The sequence below is a fragment of the Chitinophaga fulva genome, from assembly GCF_012927205.1.
Classification (GTDB): Bacteria; Bacteroidota; Bacteroidia; order Chitinophagales; family Chitinophagaceae; genus Chitinophaga; species Chitinophaga fulva.
This window is the reverse complement of record NZ_JABBGC010000002.1, coordinates 623,893-637,751: the sequence shown is the minus strand read 5'-3', so window position 1 is coordinate 637,751 and position 13,859 is coordinate 623,893. Positions and strand designations below refer to the sequence as shown.

Below are 13,859 nucleotides of genomic sequence, written 5' to 3'. Positions count from 1 at the left end.
GTTTTAAAATGGGCGTCGTTTTAATTAGCTCCTGTAATGAGGCCGGTCGCTTCATTGAAGTAAGCCAGCTTCTGCATCTTTTCTGTTCCCTTGTTCAGGTTTTTGGCCAGCAGTTGCAATGCTTTCTTCGTTTCCAGGTAAGCCATTCTTGTTTCCTCTTCCTCTTTCTGCTGCTGTATTTCCGCGATATGGACCTTTATTTCCTGCCGCTGGTGCTGTTTCATGGCATAGCCCATGCCGACAGCCATCAGCAACACTGCTGCATACTTCATCCAATGGCGGAAAGGTGACAGGGGCACTACCTTAGCGGGACTGGTTTCCACCGGTATCTTCGGTTCCGGCAGCAATTCCTCCAACGCCTGTTCTTTTTCCATTTCTTCGCGGAAGAAGCCAAACAAGGGGGCTGCTTCCTGCAATGGTTCCGGCATATCAGGGTGGGACTCGCTGAAAAACCGGCGTAGCAACGCCTCTTCCTCCAGGGTGGTTTCCCCTTCCCAATACCGGTCCAGTAAAGCGATGATGTGATTATAATCCATATACCTGTATGTTTTGAAGTTTCTCCCGCACCGCCTTGCGGGCCCGGTGCAGGTTGACTTTTACGTCGTTCATGTCCAGCTCCAGGATGTCGGCGATTTCCTGATAGGAATAACCGTCCATGTCCCTTAACTGAATGATGGTCCGGTATTTCTCCGGTAGCTCGTGAATGATCCGTCTTACTTTTACCATGACATCATTTTTCTCTGCCATGGTATGTGGACTGTGCTGAGCTGATGGAACTTCCCCTGCCCTGTCCAGTTCATCCGCCAGACGGTATTTCCTTGATTTGATTTTGTCCAGCGCCAGGTTGCGCGTAATCCGCATACACCAGGCCTCCATATTCTGCAACTCCGGCATCTTCTCCTGCTGGCTCCACACCTTCATCAGTGCGTCCTGTGTAATATCCTGCGCGTCTTCTTCATTACCCAGCAAGCGGTATGCAAAGCGGAAAAGCTTTTGCCTGACGGGAACGACCTGGTTAAGAAATAAGTCCAATGACATGCGGGATATTGCGTTTTATAATGAGAAGACGACTCAATAAAGACGATGTTACAACATTTCTAAAAAAAAATTCCCAGGCCTTCCAGCCCGGGAAACAAAGTTATGATAGATGATTGGTTATAAACAGCTTACAATTTAATTCTCGGATCTACCACTGAATACAACATATCAGCCAGGATGTTGACCAGCACAAAGATGCCGGCGGTAAACAGAATAGCGCCCATAACTACCGGGAAGTCAAATTTGTCGAGCGCATCTACCGTGACCTTACCGATCCCCTTCCAGCCAAAGATGTACTCCACAAAGAAAGCTCCCGCCAGCAGTTCGGCAAACCAGCCTGTGATGGCAGTGATCACCGGGTTGAGCGCATTACGCAGCGCATGATGCCAGATCACCACCCGCCGGGACAGCCCTTTGGCGTATGCCGTGCGGATATAGTCCTGATGCAATACATCGAGCATAGCACTGCGGGTGAGCTGCACGATAATAGCCAGCGGACGTATGCCGAGCGTAAGCGCCGGCAGTACCAGGTTGCGCAGGTTCAGCACCCTGCCGCGGAACGGGTCAATGTCAAACAGGCTGCCGGTCATATGCAGACCGGTGTAGCTGCTGAGTACAAATCCTAACAGGTAAGCCAGTACGATACCAGCGAAAAATGAAGGCGCCGAAATACCGATCACACTGGCAAACACCGCACTGGTGTCCATCCAGGTGTTTTGTTTAACGGCAGACAATACGCCCAGCCCGATACCGGCCACCGTCGCAAAAAGCATGGCTGCGGTAGCCAGCAGCAACGTACCCGGCAGTGCCTCCGTCAGGATTTCCCATACCGGCTTCTTGCCCTGATAGGAACGGCGCAGGTAGGGCGTTTTAAGCACCAGTATCTTTTCGCCTGACAGCTGTGCCAGGGTTACATAATGCAGGTTTTCCCGTGCCTCGGCGAGCGGATGCACACCAACGGGCGACAGGTCGTTGAGATAAAGCAGGAACTGCACTCCCACCGGCTGGTCGAGGTGCAGTTCTTTACGGACGTTCTCAAGGGAAGACACATCTGCCCGCTGACCGAGCGTCAGCCGGGCCGGATCACCAGGCAGCACGTTGAACAGGAAAAACACCACCACTACCACGCCCAGCAGTACCAGCAACCCATATCCTGTTTTCCGGAGAAGAAAGCGTAACATAGTGTCTTACGGAATATCGTTATAATGCCATTTACCTTTAATGGTACCTTTTTTCAGTTCGATCAGGCATGGATTGGCCCTGCCGGCTGTTTTAATAGCCACGCCGTCCATCTGTACAAAGGGGAACTCCAGCCCGTGCTGTTGTTTGAATGCAGCGATCTGTTCTTTGGTAGACGCAGAAACACCATAGATCAGTATTTCCTGATTTTTCCATTCCTGTTGCAGGGCTTTCATTTTATTATCCCAACCCTCACCCGCATTCTCTACGTTCTGTACGAGGAACAGAAATACCGGTTTCTCTTCGCTGAGGATTGCCTGGGTTTGATTAACGCCATCGGCATCCGTGAGGATGAAGTCTTTGATAGCCGGTTCAGCGTTTCCTTTTTTGATCAGTTTGTCTTTACGGTCCACAAACTTCCAAGTGCTGTCTGACCAGGGATAGTTATCCGCTGTAAATTCTTTCTTCTGACCATTCTTCTCATAGATGAAGATCATCTCAAACACGTCCGGAGTGGCGCCGGGAGGCAGCTTCATCTTCTCCGGTATATTATTACCTACTTTGTAGGGCAAACAGTCGATAAACGGCAGATGGCGAAGGGTGTACCATTGCACGCCAAACGAAGCAATCGCTGACAATAACAGCACCAGCCCCGCTCCTTTAAACAATGGTTGTACGCTTTTACGATAAAAGTAAATCACCAGTATCATTACCAGCAGCGCCACGTCTTTCCAGAAGGTTTGTTCAGCGGTGAGCTTAATGCAATCACCGAAACAGCCGCATTCGCGGATAGTGCCGCTGAAGAGCGCATAACCGGTGAGGAAAGTAAAGAACAGGATCAGCAGCAACAGCAGCACGGAGAAGATACGCATGCGGTATCCTATCAGCACGGCCACGCCGGCAATGATTTCGAAAGCGTTCATGATCACCGAGAAGGCAAGGGAATAGGGCGACAGAAAAGTAAGGTGCAGCACCTCAAAGAACTCTTCCATCTTATAACTAAGGCCCAATGGATCGTTGGCTTTGATCAGGCCTGAAAAAATAAACAGTACTCCTACAATAATCCGCAATAGGTTCAGGACAACTTTCATAAAATAGTTTAATGGTTAATGAATTCGACATCCCAGGAATCTAAAGTCCTGGGCTACTTTCGCTGATCTTGATCAGCGCAAACAATGCATAGTTGATAATATCTGTATAGTTGGCATCAATCCCTTCCGAGATCAGGGTTTTACCCTGGTTACGGAGGATCTGTTTAATACGCAGTAGTTTGGTCAGAATGAGGTCTACGAAAGATTCCTGGCTCATATCCCTCCAGGCCTCGCCATAGTCGTGGTTCTTATCTTCCATGACCGCTTTCACCTGTTGAATGTATTTGTTATAAAGCTGTTCCACTTCTTCCACGGGCAAATCCGTATAGGGGTTGCCGTTTTGTTCCATCTGAATAAGCCCGATCACCCCGTAGTTGACGATCCCTTTGAATTCTCCTTCGATGTTGTCTTCTACTTTCTGTACGCCTATCTCCTGCAGGTTGCGGATACGCTGCGCTTTGATAAAGATCTGATCTACCACTGAAATGGGACGTAATACCCTCCAGGAAGTACCGTAATCTTTGGTTTTTTTGATAAAAATGTCTTTGCAGCCGGTAACCGCGGCGTCGTATTGTACTAATGTATTCATGGTCCTAAACGTAACAGTGCATTACACCCGAAGGAGCAATCTGATAAAGATCGTAAACAAAACCTACAAATCAAAGTCTCTGATCTTTAACCATTTTGCTGCTTTGCATGTGTAATTCCTTTATTTTGCATTACTTAAATTTGTGAACAGCGATTCAGAGGGCAAAATAAAGAATAAAAACCATTAAATGAGACCACACCATATCAATACCTTACGGGAGCCGACCATCAATTGCCGGGGACAGCTGTTATCGCTGGCCAGGCCGGTAGTGATGGGTATCATCAATGTTACTGACGATTCGTTTTATGAAGGCAGCCGGATGCACGGGCTGCACCAGGTAGTAGAGAAAGCCGGGCAACACCTGCAGGAAGGCGCTGCCATACTGGACCTGGGGGCGCAGAGCACCCGTCCGGGCGCCACCATGCTAGGCCCGGAGGAAGAACTGAACAGGCTCCTGCCAGCCATCCACGCTATTCTGAACCATTACCCCCAAGCCATTATTTCGATTGACACCTGGTATGCCAGCGTTGCGGAAAAGACCATTCATGCCGGTGCCGCCATCATCAATGATATCAGTGCCGGTGACCTGGATAAAGACATGATCCCCGTGGCAGGACGCCTGCAGGTACCCTATATTGCGATGCATATGCAGGGGGAACCCGCCACGATGCAACATAAACCGCAGTATGAAGATGTGGTGCGTGAAGTGCTGGACTATATGACCCATAAGTTGGCCCAGTGCCGTGCTGCGGGCATCCGTGACTTCATCGCTGATCCGGGGTTCGGTTTCGGGAAAACGCTGGAACACAACTACGCGTTGATGAAAGACCTGTCCCTTTTCCATGAGATACTGGGCGTGCCGGTACTGACGGGCATTTCCCGCAAATCAATGATTCACAAATTTTTAGGCATCACGCCCGCGGAGGCGCTGAATGGCACCACCGTACTTAATACCATCGCACTGTTGCATGGCACCCATCTGCTGCGGGTACATGATGTAAAAGCAGCCGTAGAAGCAGTCAGGATCACAGAGAAAATGAAAGGCAATTAAATCTTAGTATTTTTACAACTATGAAGGAAGTAATACAATTTTATGGATATGAGTTTCGCTGGCTGAATGTTTTGGACCTGCTGATCGTAGTTTTTCTGATTATACAGCTATACCGTCTGCTGAAAGGCAGTCTGGCTTTCAATATTTTTGTCGGCCTGCTGATGGTATACGCCGCCTTCTTCCTGGTACGTGCGCTGCAAATGCCCATCCTCACCAGTATTCTGCAAAACTTTATCAATGTCGGCATCATTGCCATCATTATTATATTCCAGCCCGAGATACGAAAATTCCTGCTGGTGCTGGGCAAAAAGACCCCGTTGAGCAAAGACAGCTTTCTGACCAAGCTGTTTCTGCCTGACAAATTCAAAAGCTATAAGGACGAAGAGAATATTATCAATGAAGTGATTGTAGCAGTGAGTCATATGCAGGCCACCTTTACCGGTGCGCTGATTGTGATTGCCACTACCTACCGCCTGAAGTTCGACACGGCTTCCAGCATCACGATCGATGGTAATGTGAGCGCTAAACTCATAGAAAGCATCTTCGACAAACACAGTCCGCTGCACGATGGCGCCCTGATCATCGTGGGCAATAAGATACTGGCTGCCAAGGTGATCCTGCCGGTTTCCGAAAATCCCAACCTGCCTACCCGGGTGGGCCTGCGTCACCGGTCGGCCGTAGGGATCACAGAACACAGCGATAACCTGGCCATTATCGTTTCTGAAGAAAGAGGTACCATCGCTTATGCACAGGACGGTAACCTGGTGACCGATGTTTCACTGGAAGACCTTAAAGTAAAACTGTATGAGGTGCTGATCGATGGTTATGCGTGAGACATTTAACGTAAACGGTACAACGATTTAAATGATGGATGTTATATTATTTGATGGAGTCTGTAACTTCTGTAATGCCAGTATCAATTTTGTGATACGGCATGACCACCGGGGACGTTTCCGGTTTGCCCCGTTGCAGTCTGCCGCCGCAGCTACGCTGGCAGCGAACCATCAAATAGATATCACTCAGCTGGAGTCCTTTATACTGGTTCAAAACGGTAAAGCTTATACGAAAAGTACGGCTGCCCTCCGGGTGGCCCGGCAACTACCCTTCCCGTGGAAACTGCTGTATGCCGGGATAGCGGTCCCCCGTTTTATACGGGATGGCGTATATAACATGATTGCGCGTAACCGTTACCGTTGGTTTGGCAGGAAAGACAGCTGTATGGTTCCCACACCGGAAATCAGGAGCCGTTTCCTTGAATAAAATATGTATTAAATGCTCCGGGGATGCGGGATTCTCGTCCCGGATTCCCCGTCCCGAATTCCCAGGGTTAAAACCCTGGGCTGAGATGTTATTCAATTTCTTTCGGAGTATGAGCTCTCTCGTTCATGCTGTATCTTATTAAAGTCCCAGGCTATGATATTGTTCTGCGTAAATGAATTGGCCCCATATTCAGAAAGAAATTGAATAACATCCCGTCCCAGGGCTTCAGCCCTGGGACGGGATGGGGGAATATGATACCCCCGGCGAAACATGATGCATTCGCGGTAATGGTCCATCCCATGAACAATATATCCCTCCAATTTATTCCCATAAAAAAAGCCTCCCTGTGTGGGAGGCTTTTTTATTGTCACTGCCGAAGCAGGATTATTTTTTAGCAGGAGCTGGCGGTGGCGGTGGTGGCGGAGGAGGTACCGGAGCACCAGCTTTAATGTCTACCAACTGTACATCAAAAACCAGAATAGAGTTAGCAGGAATTGCCGGAGGGCTGCCCTGTAAACCGTAAGCCATTGTAGAAGGGATCAGCAGGGTAGCTTTGGTACCTTTTTTCAGGCCTTTCAGACCGGAGTCCCATCCTTTGATAACGAAGCCCTGACCGATCGGGAATTTGATAGGTTCTAAAGGCATGCCTGGACGCAGGGTAGAATCCTGGCTGGAATCAAATACTTTACCGGAAGTCAGTTTACCAGTGTAGTGTACTACAACGGTATCGCCGGTATTAGGAGTTGCACCGGTACCTTCCTGTTGGATAGCGATGTATATGCCATCAGGATTTTTGGTAGCGTTAATTTTGTTTTTCTCCATGTATTCCTTGATAGCTTTCTCATCTTTGTCTTTCTGGGTAGAAGCAGAGAATTTGTTTTCTACCGCGAAAGTGATTTTCAGCTTATCACCTTTTTTACCGAAGGGAGGACGTTCGTTAACTGGCAATGAATCCCAGGGAATTACGAAGGTAGCACTGTCACCTTCATGCAGGAGCGCCAGTCCTTCCATCAGGTCGAACTTGTTCTGTGGTTTGGAAATCAGAACAGGGATTGCAGCACCAACGATTTTGCGGGACTCGCCCAGAATAGAGTCGTTGATACGCTGCGTCACATTCATCAGGGCAGTATCTCCCAGCTTCAGTTGTGCTCCGCTGCCGGATTTGTGGACGATATATTCAATACCGCCTGGTGTCTTCTTAACGCCGCCACCCGTTCCGCAGCTGGCTATCAGTAAGCCGAACGCTGCAACTAATAACTGATTGTTTCTTTTCATTTGATTGTATTAGTAGTTGATATACTTGTAACAGTTAGACTATTGTAAAAGGGTTTCATTTTCTTCGACAGCCTTGATGAACCGGTTCACTGTTTTCTCGAGGGAGTCAGTACTTCTTCCTCCGGAGGCGTTGAAATGGCCTCCTCCCTCGAAATACCTGCGGGCGAAGGTGTTCACATCAAAATTGCCTTTGGAGCGGAATGACAGCTTCACTTCTGAGTTACGGTCGATGATCAAAGCGGCCATCTTAATACCCTGAATAGACAGCAGGAAGTTGACCAGCCCTTCTGTATCACCGGTCTGAAGGTCGAAACGCTTCAAATCGGAATAAGGAATGGCGAGCATGGCCGTGTTGTACTCATAGAATACCTCCATACGGTTCAACAGGCTATGCCCGAGAAAACGGAGGCGGTTCTCCAGGAAATTGTCATAGATCTCCTGGTGGATGATCTCATGACGCAGTCCTCTGTCCATCAGGTCGGCTACCATCCGGTGTACCCGGGCGGTAGTGGATGCAAAACGGAAGGAACCGGTATCTGTCACCGTACCAGCATATATACACTGGGCAATGTCCAGATTAATGAACTTTTCGTCTCCCAGCTTATAAATCGTTTCGTACACCAGTTGCGCCGTAGAGCTGGCGGAAGTATCACTTACCCCGTACTCAAAATCCGGCTGCGGTTCCAGATGGTGATCGATCAGTATTTTTGTGCATTTAACAGCTTCCAGATGCGGCGCCATATTCTTGGTACGGTACAACGCGTTGAAATCCAGGCAGAAAAGCAGTTCAATGTCTTTCAGTGCCTCCATCGCCTTGTCTGTAGAAGATTCAAAATCAATCACACCCTCCGCTCCTGGCATCCACTTTAAAAAGTCCGGGAAATTAGTAGGAGAAATGACCGTTACCTGGTGGCCTTTCTGAATCAGATAATGGTATAATGCCAGTGAAGACCCCATGGCATCCGCATCTGGTTTCTGATGCATCGTAATCACCATTTTCTTAGGCGCTTCCAGTAATGGTTTAATTTCCTCGATCGGCTTCATTCAAAAACTGTAATGTTAAGACTAATTTCTCGTCACAACCAATAAATTGTGACAGAAAATGAAGTGCGAAGATCTTTATTTGAGCCAGAATTTCAAAATTTTTTACCGCTAAAGAAAATGTAATTACTTTTGCGGCCTAATCTGTAATTCGGAATAAAACAAATATGAACAACAGAACATTTACAATGATCAAGCCTGATGCGGTAGCAAACGGGCATATTGGTGGCATCCTGAACATGATCAATGCCGCAGGTTTCCGCATCGTAGCCATGAAAATGACGCAACTGTCTGCAGCCAAGGCGGGTGAATTTTATGCAGTGCATAAAGAAAGACCTTTCTATGGCGAACTGGTAGAATTCATGAGCAGCGGCCACATTGTAGCAGCTATCCTGGAAAAAGACAATGCAGTAGAAGACTTCCGTAAACTGATCGGCGCTACCAACCCTGCTAACGCAGAAGAAGGTACCATCCGTAAAAAATACGCTGAGTCTATCGGCCGTAACGCTGTTCACGGTTCTGACTCTGATGAGAACGCTACTATCGAAGGAGATTTCTTCTTCAGCGGCCTCGAAAAATTCTAATCTCCGTTCAACGGAAAAGCAAAAAATAACCTGGCCAAGGCCAGGTTATTTTTTTTGTCTGTAACCTAAATATCCTACGATATAATTTATTGATTTTAAATAAATTGATTAACCTATATTAAAGTTACAGTTCCAATAAGCAGACATTTGACAAAAACCAGCCGCCAAATAAGTAAAACCGGTTGATTTTCAACCCTCAAAACGACCCATTCCCATCGCTAAAAGTAGCTTTTCGGACAAAAATACAGTCATAATAGAAAACTGATTTACAATTACTTAAACTAAATCATCTAAAGTAGCTACATCAACAAAAGCCTATTTCTCCATTTCCACCACCAAATCATCCTGTTGGACCATACTTCCCTCCCCTAACAGCACTGCCTTCACCTTTCCGTTTCGGGTAGCCGTTACCGTTGTTTCCATCTTCATTGCCTCGATGATAAACAATGGCATATTAGGTGTTACTGTCGCCCCGGCTTCCACCAACACACGGGACAACCGGCCCGGCAATGGGGCCCCAATTTCCACCGCAGCGTCAGACACCTTCCGGTTCACCACCGCCACACTCTTCACAGCAAGGTCCCTCACCTGTACACGACGGGCATAACCATTCAGCTCAAATACCACCGTCCGCATCCCATGCTCGTCGGCCGGCAACACATACAACAGCTTCACAATAATGGTCTTGCCCTTGCTCAGGGTGATCAATATCTCTTCTCCCTGCTTCAACCCATAGAAAAAAGCAGGCGTGGGAATGGCCTCTACGTTACCAAAGATCATCGCATGCTGATAGTACTCATCGAACACCTTCGGGAACATCTGGTAACTGAGGTAGTCCAGAAACTCCGCATGCGGGTACTTCGCCTGGAAGCCGGCGAAGTCCGCCTCAAAATCCACCGGCGGCAACTGCGCATTGGGATTACCTTCTATCGGCTTTTCTCCTTTCAGCACAATCCGTTGCAGCTCAGCAGGAAAACCACCGAAAGGTACGCCCAGCTCTCCCCGGAAAAACCCTTTCACGGAAGCAGGGAAAGCCAGGTTACGCGAAGCATCCAGCACGTCGCCGGCAGTTAACTGATTGCTGGTCATGAATAAAGCCATATCGCCGACCACCTTCGAACTCGGCGTGACCTTTACGATATCGCCAAAGAGCTGGTTGACCACCGCATAGTTGCGCTTGATCTGTTCCAGTTTATCTCCCAATCCGAGTGACTCTGCCTGCTGCCGCAGGTTGGAATACTGTCCGCCAGGGATCTCATTCTCATATATCTGCGCCGTACCGGCCTTCATGTCCGACTCAAACGGATAGTAGTACTCCCGTACATCTTCCCAATAGTTGCTATACTTATTCAGGGAAGCGAGGTTCATCTTCCGGCCACGTGGGTGCCCATCCATAATGGCTACCAGCGAGTTAAGATTAGGCTGTGAGGTAAGGCCGCTGAGCGAGGCTATCGCCGTGTCCACCACATTCACGCCGGCTTCGATAGCTTTAAGATAAGTGGCCGCCTGTATACCCGCCGTATCGTGTGTATGCAGCACAATGGGCAGCTTCACCGCGTCCCGAAGCGCCCCGATCAGGACTGACGCCGCTTCCGGCTTCAGCAGTCCGGCCATGTCCTTCACTGCCAGCATATGCGCACCGGCATCTTCCAGGCGACGGGCCAGGTCTGTATAATACTGAAGGGTATATTTATTATTGTCCGGCCGCAGCACATCACCGGTGTAACTGATGGCCGCCTGGGCAACAGCGTTGGTGCGTTCCCGTACAAACCGGATACTCGGCGCCATCGCCTCCACCCAGTTGAGCGAGTCGAAAATGCGGAACACATCGATCCCGTTCTCTGCGGCCTTTTCTATAAACGCAGCAATGAGGTTTTCGGGGTATGCCGAGTAGCCGACAGCGTTAGCCCCACGGAAAAGCATCTGCAGCAACATGTTAGGCATAGCTTTGCGCAATAGTTGCAGTCGTCGCCACGGGCACTCATGCAAAAAACGCATCGCTACATCAAAGGTGGCCCCACCCCAAACTTCCATGGAGAATATCTCCGGGTTGTTTTTGGCATACCCTTCAGCTACGGCCAGCATATCCCTGGTACGTACCCGGGTGGCCAGCAAACTCTGGTGCGCATCCCGGAAGGTGGTATCTGTATAATAGACCGGTTTTTCTTCCCGCAGCCAATGCACAAACCCTTCCCGCCCCATTTGCTGCAGACGGTCCTTCATACCGGCCGGATAAGGCTGCAATGATTCATAAGCCGGGATCTCCGGCGTACGGAACGTCTTGTTTTCCACTTTGCCTTTTACATCAGGGTGCCCGTTCACCGTCACATCGGCGAGGTACATCAGCGTCTTGGTGCCTCTGTCCCGTATCTGCGACAATTTAAACAGCTCAGGGTGTTGGTCAATAAAGGCGACGGTACAGTTACCTTTTCTGAAGACATCATTGGTGATCACGTTTTCGAGGAAACGGATATTGGTTTTCACCCCTCTGATGCGAAACTCCCGCAGCGTACGGTGCAGGCGGCTGGAAGCGCCTGACAGTGTGCGGCCCCAGGCCGTCACCTTCACCAGCATAGAATCGAAGAAGGGTGAGATCTTTACACCGGAGTAAGTGCTGCCTTCATCCAGCCGTATCCCAAAACCGCCGGCGTTACGGTAGGCGATCACCGTGCCATAGTCCGGTTTAAAATTGTTTTCCGGATCTTCTGTGGTAATACGGCACTGAATGGCAAAACCATTGAGCCGTACGTCCTCCTGTCCTTTGAGAAATATTTCAGGGTCCGACAGCCGGTGCCCCTCCGCTATTAATATCTGCGAGCGTACAATGTCGATGCCCGTCACCTCTTCGGTAACGGTATGTTCCACCTGGATACGCGGGTTGACTTCTATAAAATAAATATGGTGAGCCCTGTCTACCAGGAACTCCACGGTGCCTACGTTGTCGAATCCCACTTTATGCGCCAGGCGCAAGGCGTACTCATACAGTTTATCACGGGTGTGTTGCGGCAGGTTGGGCGACGGAGCAATCTCCACCACTTTCTGAAACCGCCGTTGCACGGAGCAGTCGCGTTCATAGAGATGTACGATGTTGCCGTGCTGGTCCCCCATCAGTTGCACTTCTATATGTTTGGGATCTTCGATGAATTTCTCGATGAAGATGGTATCGTCACCGAAAGCTTTAGCAGCTTCGCTGCGCGCTTCCAGAAAAGCTCTTTCCAGGGCTGATTCTTCCGCTACCATGCGCATCCCGCGACCGCCTCCGCCGGCAGCGGCCTTCAGCATCACCGGGAAGCCTATACGCTTAGCCTCCTGTAAAACGATGCTTATATCTGTCAGCCGCACCTGGCTGTCCGCGATCAGTGGTACTTCCGCCTCCCGTGCGATCACCTTCGCCGCTACTTTATCGCCCAGCTGCGCCATGATTTCCGGTGAAGGGCCAACGAATATGATGCCTTCTTCCCTGCAGCGGCGGGCAAACTGTACATTTTCACTGAGGAAACCGTAGCCCGGATGGATCGCGTCCACCTGTTGCATCTTCGCCAGGTTGATGATGGCTTCAATGTCCAGATACGGCTTCAGCGGGTCATCATCACGACCTATCTGGTAAGCTTCATCCGCTTTGTAGCGATGTAGTGAATAACGGTCTTCATACGTAAACACGGCAATCGTCCGGATACGTAATTCAGCGGCGGCCCTCAGTACCCGTACAGCGATTTCGCCACGGTTGGCCACAAGCAGCTTGTTTATTTTTCTGAAAACTGGGGCAGACATAAATGAAGGGTTGTTATAAAGACTGGTATCATTAAAAATAGGATAAAACTTTTAACTTGCCTTCAATTATGTGGGAATCATTCCGGAAACTATTTAAAGGCTATATGAAGTTGGAGCGGTCGCTGTCGGACAACTCCGTAGAGGCCTATCTGCGCGACGTAGAGAAACTGGAGCAGTATCTCCAGGCGCATGGTGGAGAGAAACTGCGCCCGCAGGATATCACCCTGTCCGACTTACAGGGCTGTATACAATGGGTGTCCAAACTGGGCATGACACCAGCTTCCCAGGCGCGGACCATCTCCGGCATCAAAGCGTTTTACAAGTTCCTGCTGCTGGAAGACATGACACAGGACGACCCGACACAGTTGCTGGAAGCGCCCAAGCTGCAGCGTAAACTGCCTGACGTGCTGAGCTTTGAAGAGATAGAAAAAATCATTGCACAGGTAGACCTCAGCACAGCCGAAGGCCACCGTAACAAAGCCATTCTCGAAACGATGTACAGCTGCGGCCTGCGTGTAAGCGAGGTCACTAATCTGCAGATCACCCAGCTGCATATGGACGTGGGGTTTATACGGGTGGTAGGCAAGGGCAATAAAGAAAGGATGGTACCGATTGGCCGTGATGCCATGCGGCATATTGATGTTTACCGGCGCAATGTACGTATACACATGCCCGTTAAACACGGTGAAGAAGATACCTTGTTCCTCAACCGCCGCGGCGGGCCACTCAGTCGCGTGATGATTTTCCTGGTGATCAAGGAGCTGACCAAACTGGCAGGCATTGAAAAAAATGTGTCGCCACATACGTTTCGGCATTCTTTTGCCACACACCTGGTGGAAGGCGGGGCGGACCTGCGGGCCGTGCAGCAGATGCTCGGGCATGAAAGCATATCCACCACAGAGATCTATACGCATCTCGACAGGGAATACCTGCGGGACACCCTCTCCCGTTTTCATCCCCGGTTTTAAACAAACAGCCGC

The 13,859-nt window shown here is 49.5% G+C and carries 13 protein-coding genes; 5 read left to right on the top strand and 8 right to left on the bottom strand.

Translation table 11 applies throughout. From position 1 onward, the window contains the following. Window positions 1-20: 20 nt before the first annotated feature. The 5 genes from HHL17_RS19050 to HHL17_RS19030 all read right to left on the bottom strand — a co-directional run bounded on the left by HHL17_RS19050 (window position 21) and on the right by HHL17_RS19030 (window position 3,897). Window positions 21-536 (bottom strand): hypothetical protein, encoded by a 516-nt coding sequence (locus tag HHL17_RS19050; RefSeq protein ID WP_169226395.1) that lies wholly within the window; start codon window positions 534-536, stop codon window positions 21-23. Continuing rightward, the gene (locus HHL17_RS19045; RefSeq protein ID WP_169226394.1) at window positions 526-1,038 is read right to left on the bottom strand and encodes an RNA polymerase sigma factor; all 513 of its coding nucleotides are present in this window, start codon (window positions 1,036-1,038) and stop codon (window positions 526-528) included. Before HHL17_RS19045 ends, HHL17_RS19050 begins: the two co-directional genes overlap by 11 nt. Before the next feature lie 128 nt (window positions 1,039-1,166). Next, window positions 1,167-2,219: an ABC transporter permease gene (locus HHL17_RS19040; RefSeq protein ID WP_169226393.1), complete on the bottom strand. Its 1,053-nt coding sequence runs from the start codon at window positions 2,217-2,219 to the stop codon at window positions 1,167-1,169. Window positions 2,220-2,225: 6 nt separating this feature from the next. Then, window positions 2,226-3,308: a BT_3928 family protein gene (locus HHL17_RS19035; RefSeq protein ID WP_169226392.1), complete on the bottom strand. Its 1,083-nt coding sequence runs from the start codon at window positions 3,306-3,308 to the stop codon at window positions 2,226-2,228. 40 nt (window positions 3,309-3,348) lie between these two features. Then, window positions 3,349-3,897, bottom strand: coding sequence for a DUF1599 domain-containing protein (locus tag HHL17_RS19030; RefSeq protein WP_169226391.1), 549 nt, complete (start codon window positions 3,895-3,897; stop codon window positions 3,349-3,351). A gap of 187 nt (window positions 3,898-4,084) precedes the next feature. Between HHL17_RS19030 and folP the strand changes: the two genes are divergently transcribed. The 3 genes from folP to HHL17_RS19015 are packed head-to-tail and all read left to right on the top strand — an operon-like array spanning window position 4,085 to window position 6,208. After that, the gene (gene folP / locus HHL17_RS19025; protein WP_169226390.1) at window positions 4,085-4,948 is read left to right on the top strand and encodes a dihydropteroate synthase; all 864 of its coding nucleotides are present in this window, start codon (window positions 4,085-4,087) and stop codon (window positions 4,946-4,948) included. Between the two features lie 20 nt (window positions 4,949-4,968). After that, complete coding sequence (locus HHL17_RS19020) at window positions 4,969-5,781, top strand: diadenylate cyclase (RefSeq protein WP_168874263.1); 813 nt, start codon at window positions 4,969-4,971, stop codon at window positions 5,779-5,781. 31 nt (window positions 5,782-5,812) lie between these two features. Then, window positions 5,813-6,208: a thiol-disulfide oxidoreductase DCC family protein gene (locus tag HHL17_RS19015; RefSeq protein ID WP_169226389.1), complete on the top strand. Its 396-nt coding sequence runs from the start codon at window positions 5,813-5,815 to the stop codon at window positions 6,206-6,208. A 384-nt stretch (window positions 6,209-6,592) separates the two neighbouring features. On the opposite strand, the gene HHL17_RS19010 is transcribed toward HHL17_RS19015, so the two are convergent. After that, window positions 6,593-7,483, bottom strand: a complete 891-nt coding sequence (locus HHL17_RS19010) for an FKBP-type peptidyl-prolyl cis-trans isomerase (protein WP_169226388.1) — start codon at window positions 7,481-7,483, stop codon at window positions 6,593-6,595. Window positions 7,484-7,522: 39 nt separating this feature from the next. Continuing rightward, a complete protein-coding gene (locus tag HHL17_RS19005; protein ID WP_169226387.1) occupies window positions 7,523-8,527 on the bottom strand; it encodes a DHH family phosphoesterase in 1,005 nt (334 codons plus the stop codon). A 164-nt stretch (window positions 8,528-8,691) separates the two neighbouring features. On the opposite strand from HHL17_RS19005, the gene HHL17_RS19000 reads away from it, so the two are divergent. Continuing rightward, entirely contained in the window at window positions 8,692-9,108 is a 417-nt protein-coding gene (locus HHL17_RS19000; protein WP_169226386.1) for a nucleoside-diphosphate kinase, read from the top strand. A 315-nt stretch (window positions 9,109-9,423) separates the two neighbouring features. Here HHL17_RS19000 and HHL17_RS18995 read toward each other — a convergent pair whose 3' ends face one another. After that, window positions 9,424-12,879, bottom strand: a complete 3,456-nt coding sequence (locus HHL17_RS18995) for a pyruvate carboxylase (RefSeq protein ID WP_169226385.1) — start codon at window positions 12,877-12,879, stop codon at window positions 9,424-9,426. 56 nt (window positions 12,880-12,935) lie between these two features. Between HHL17_RS18995 and xerD the strand changes: the two genes are divergently transcribed. Continuing rightward, on the top strand, window positions 12,936-13,847 hold the full coding sequence (gene xerD, locus HHL17_RS18990; RefSeq protein ID WP_240975911.1) for a site-specific tyrosine recombinase XerD: 912 nt from the start codon (window positions 12,936-12,938) through the stop codon (window positions 13,845-13,847). The last annotated feature ends 12 nt before the right edge of the window (window positions 13,848-13,859 follow it).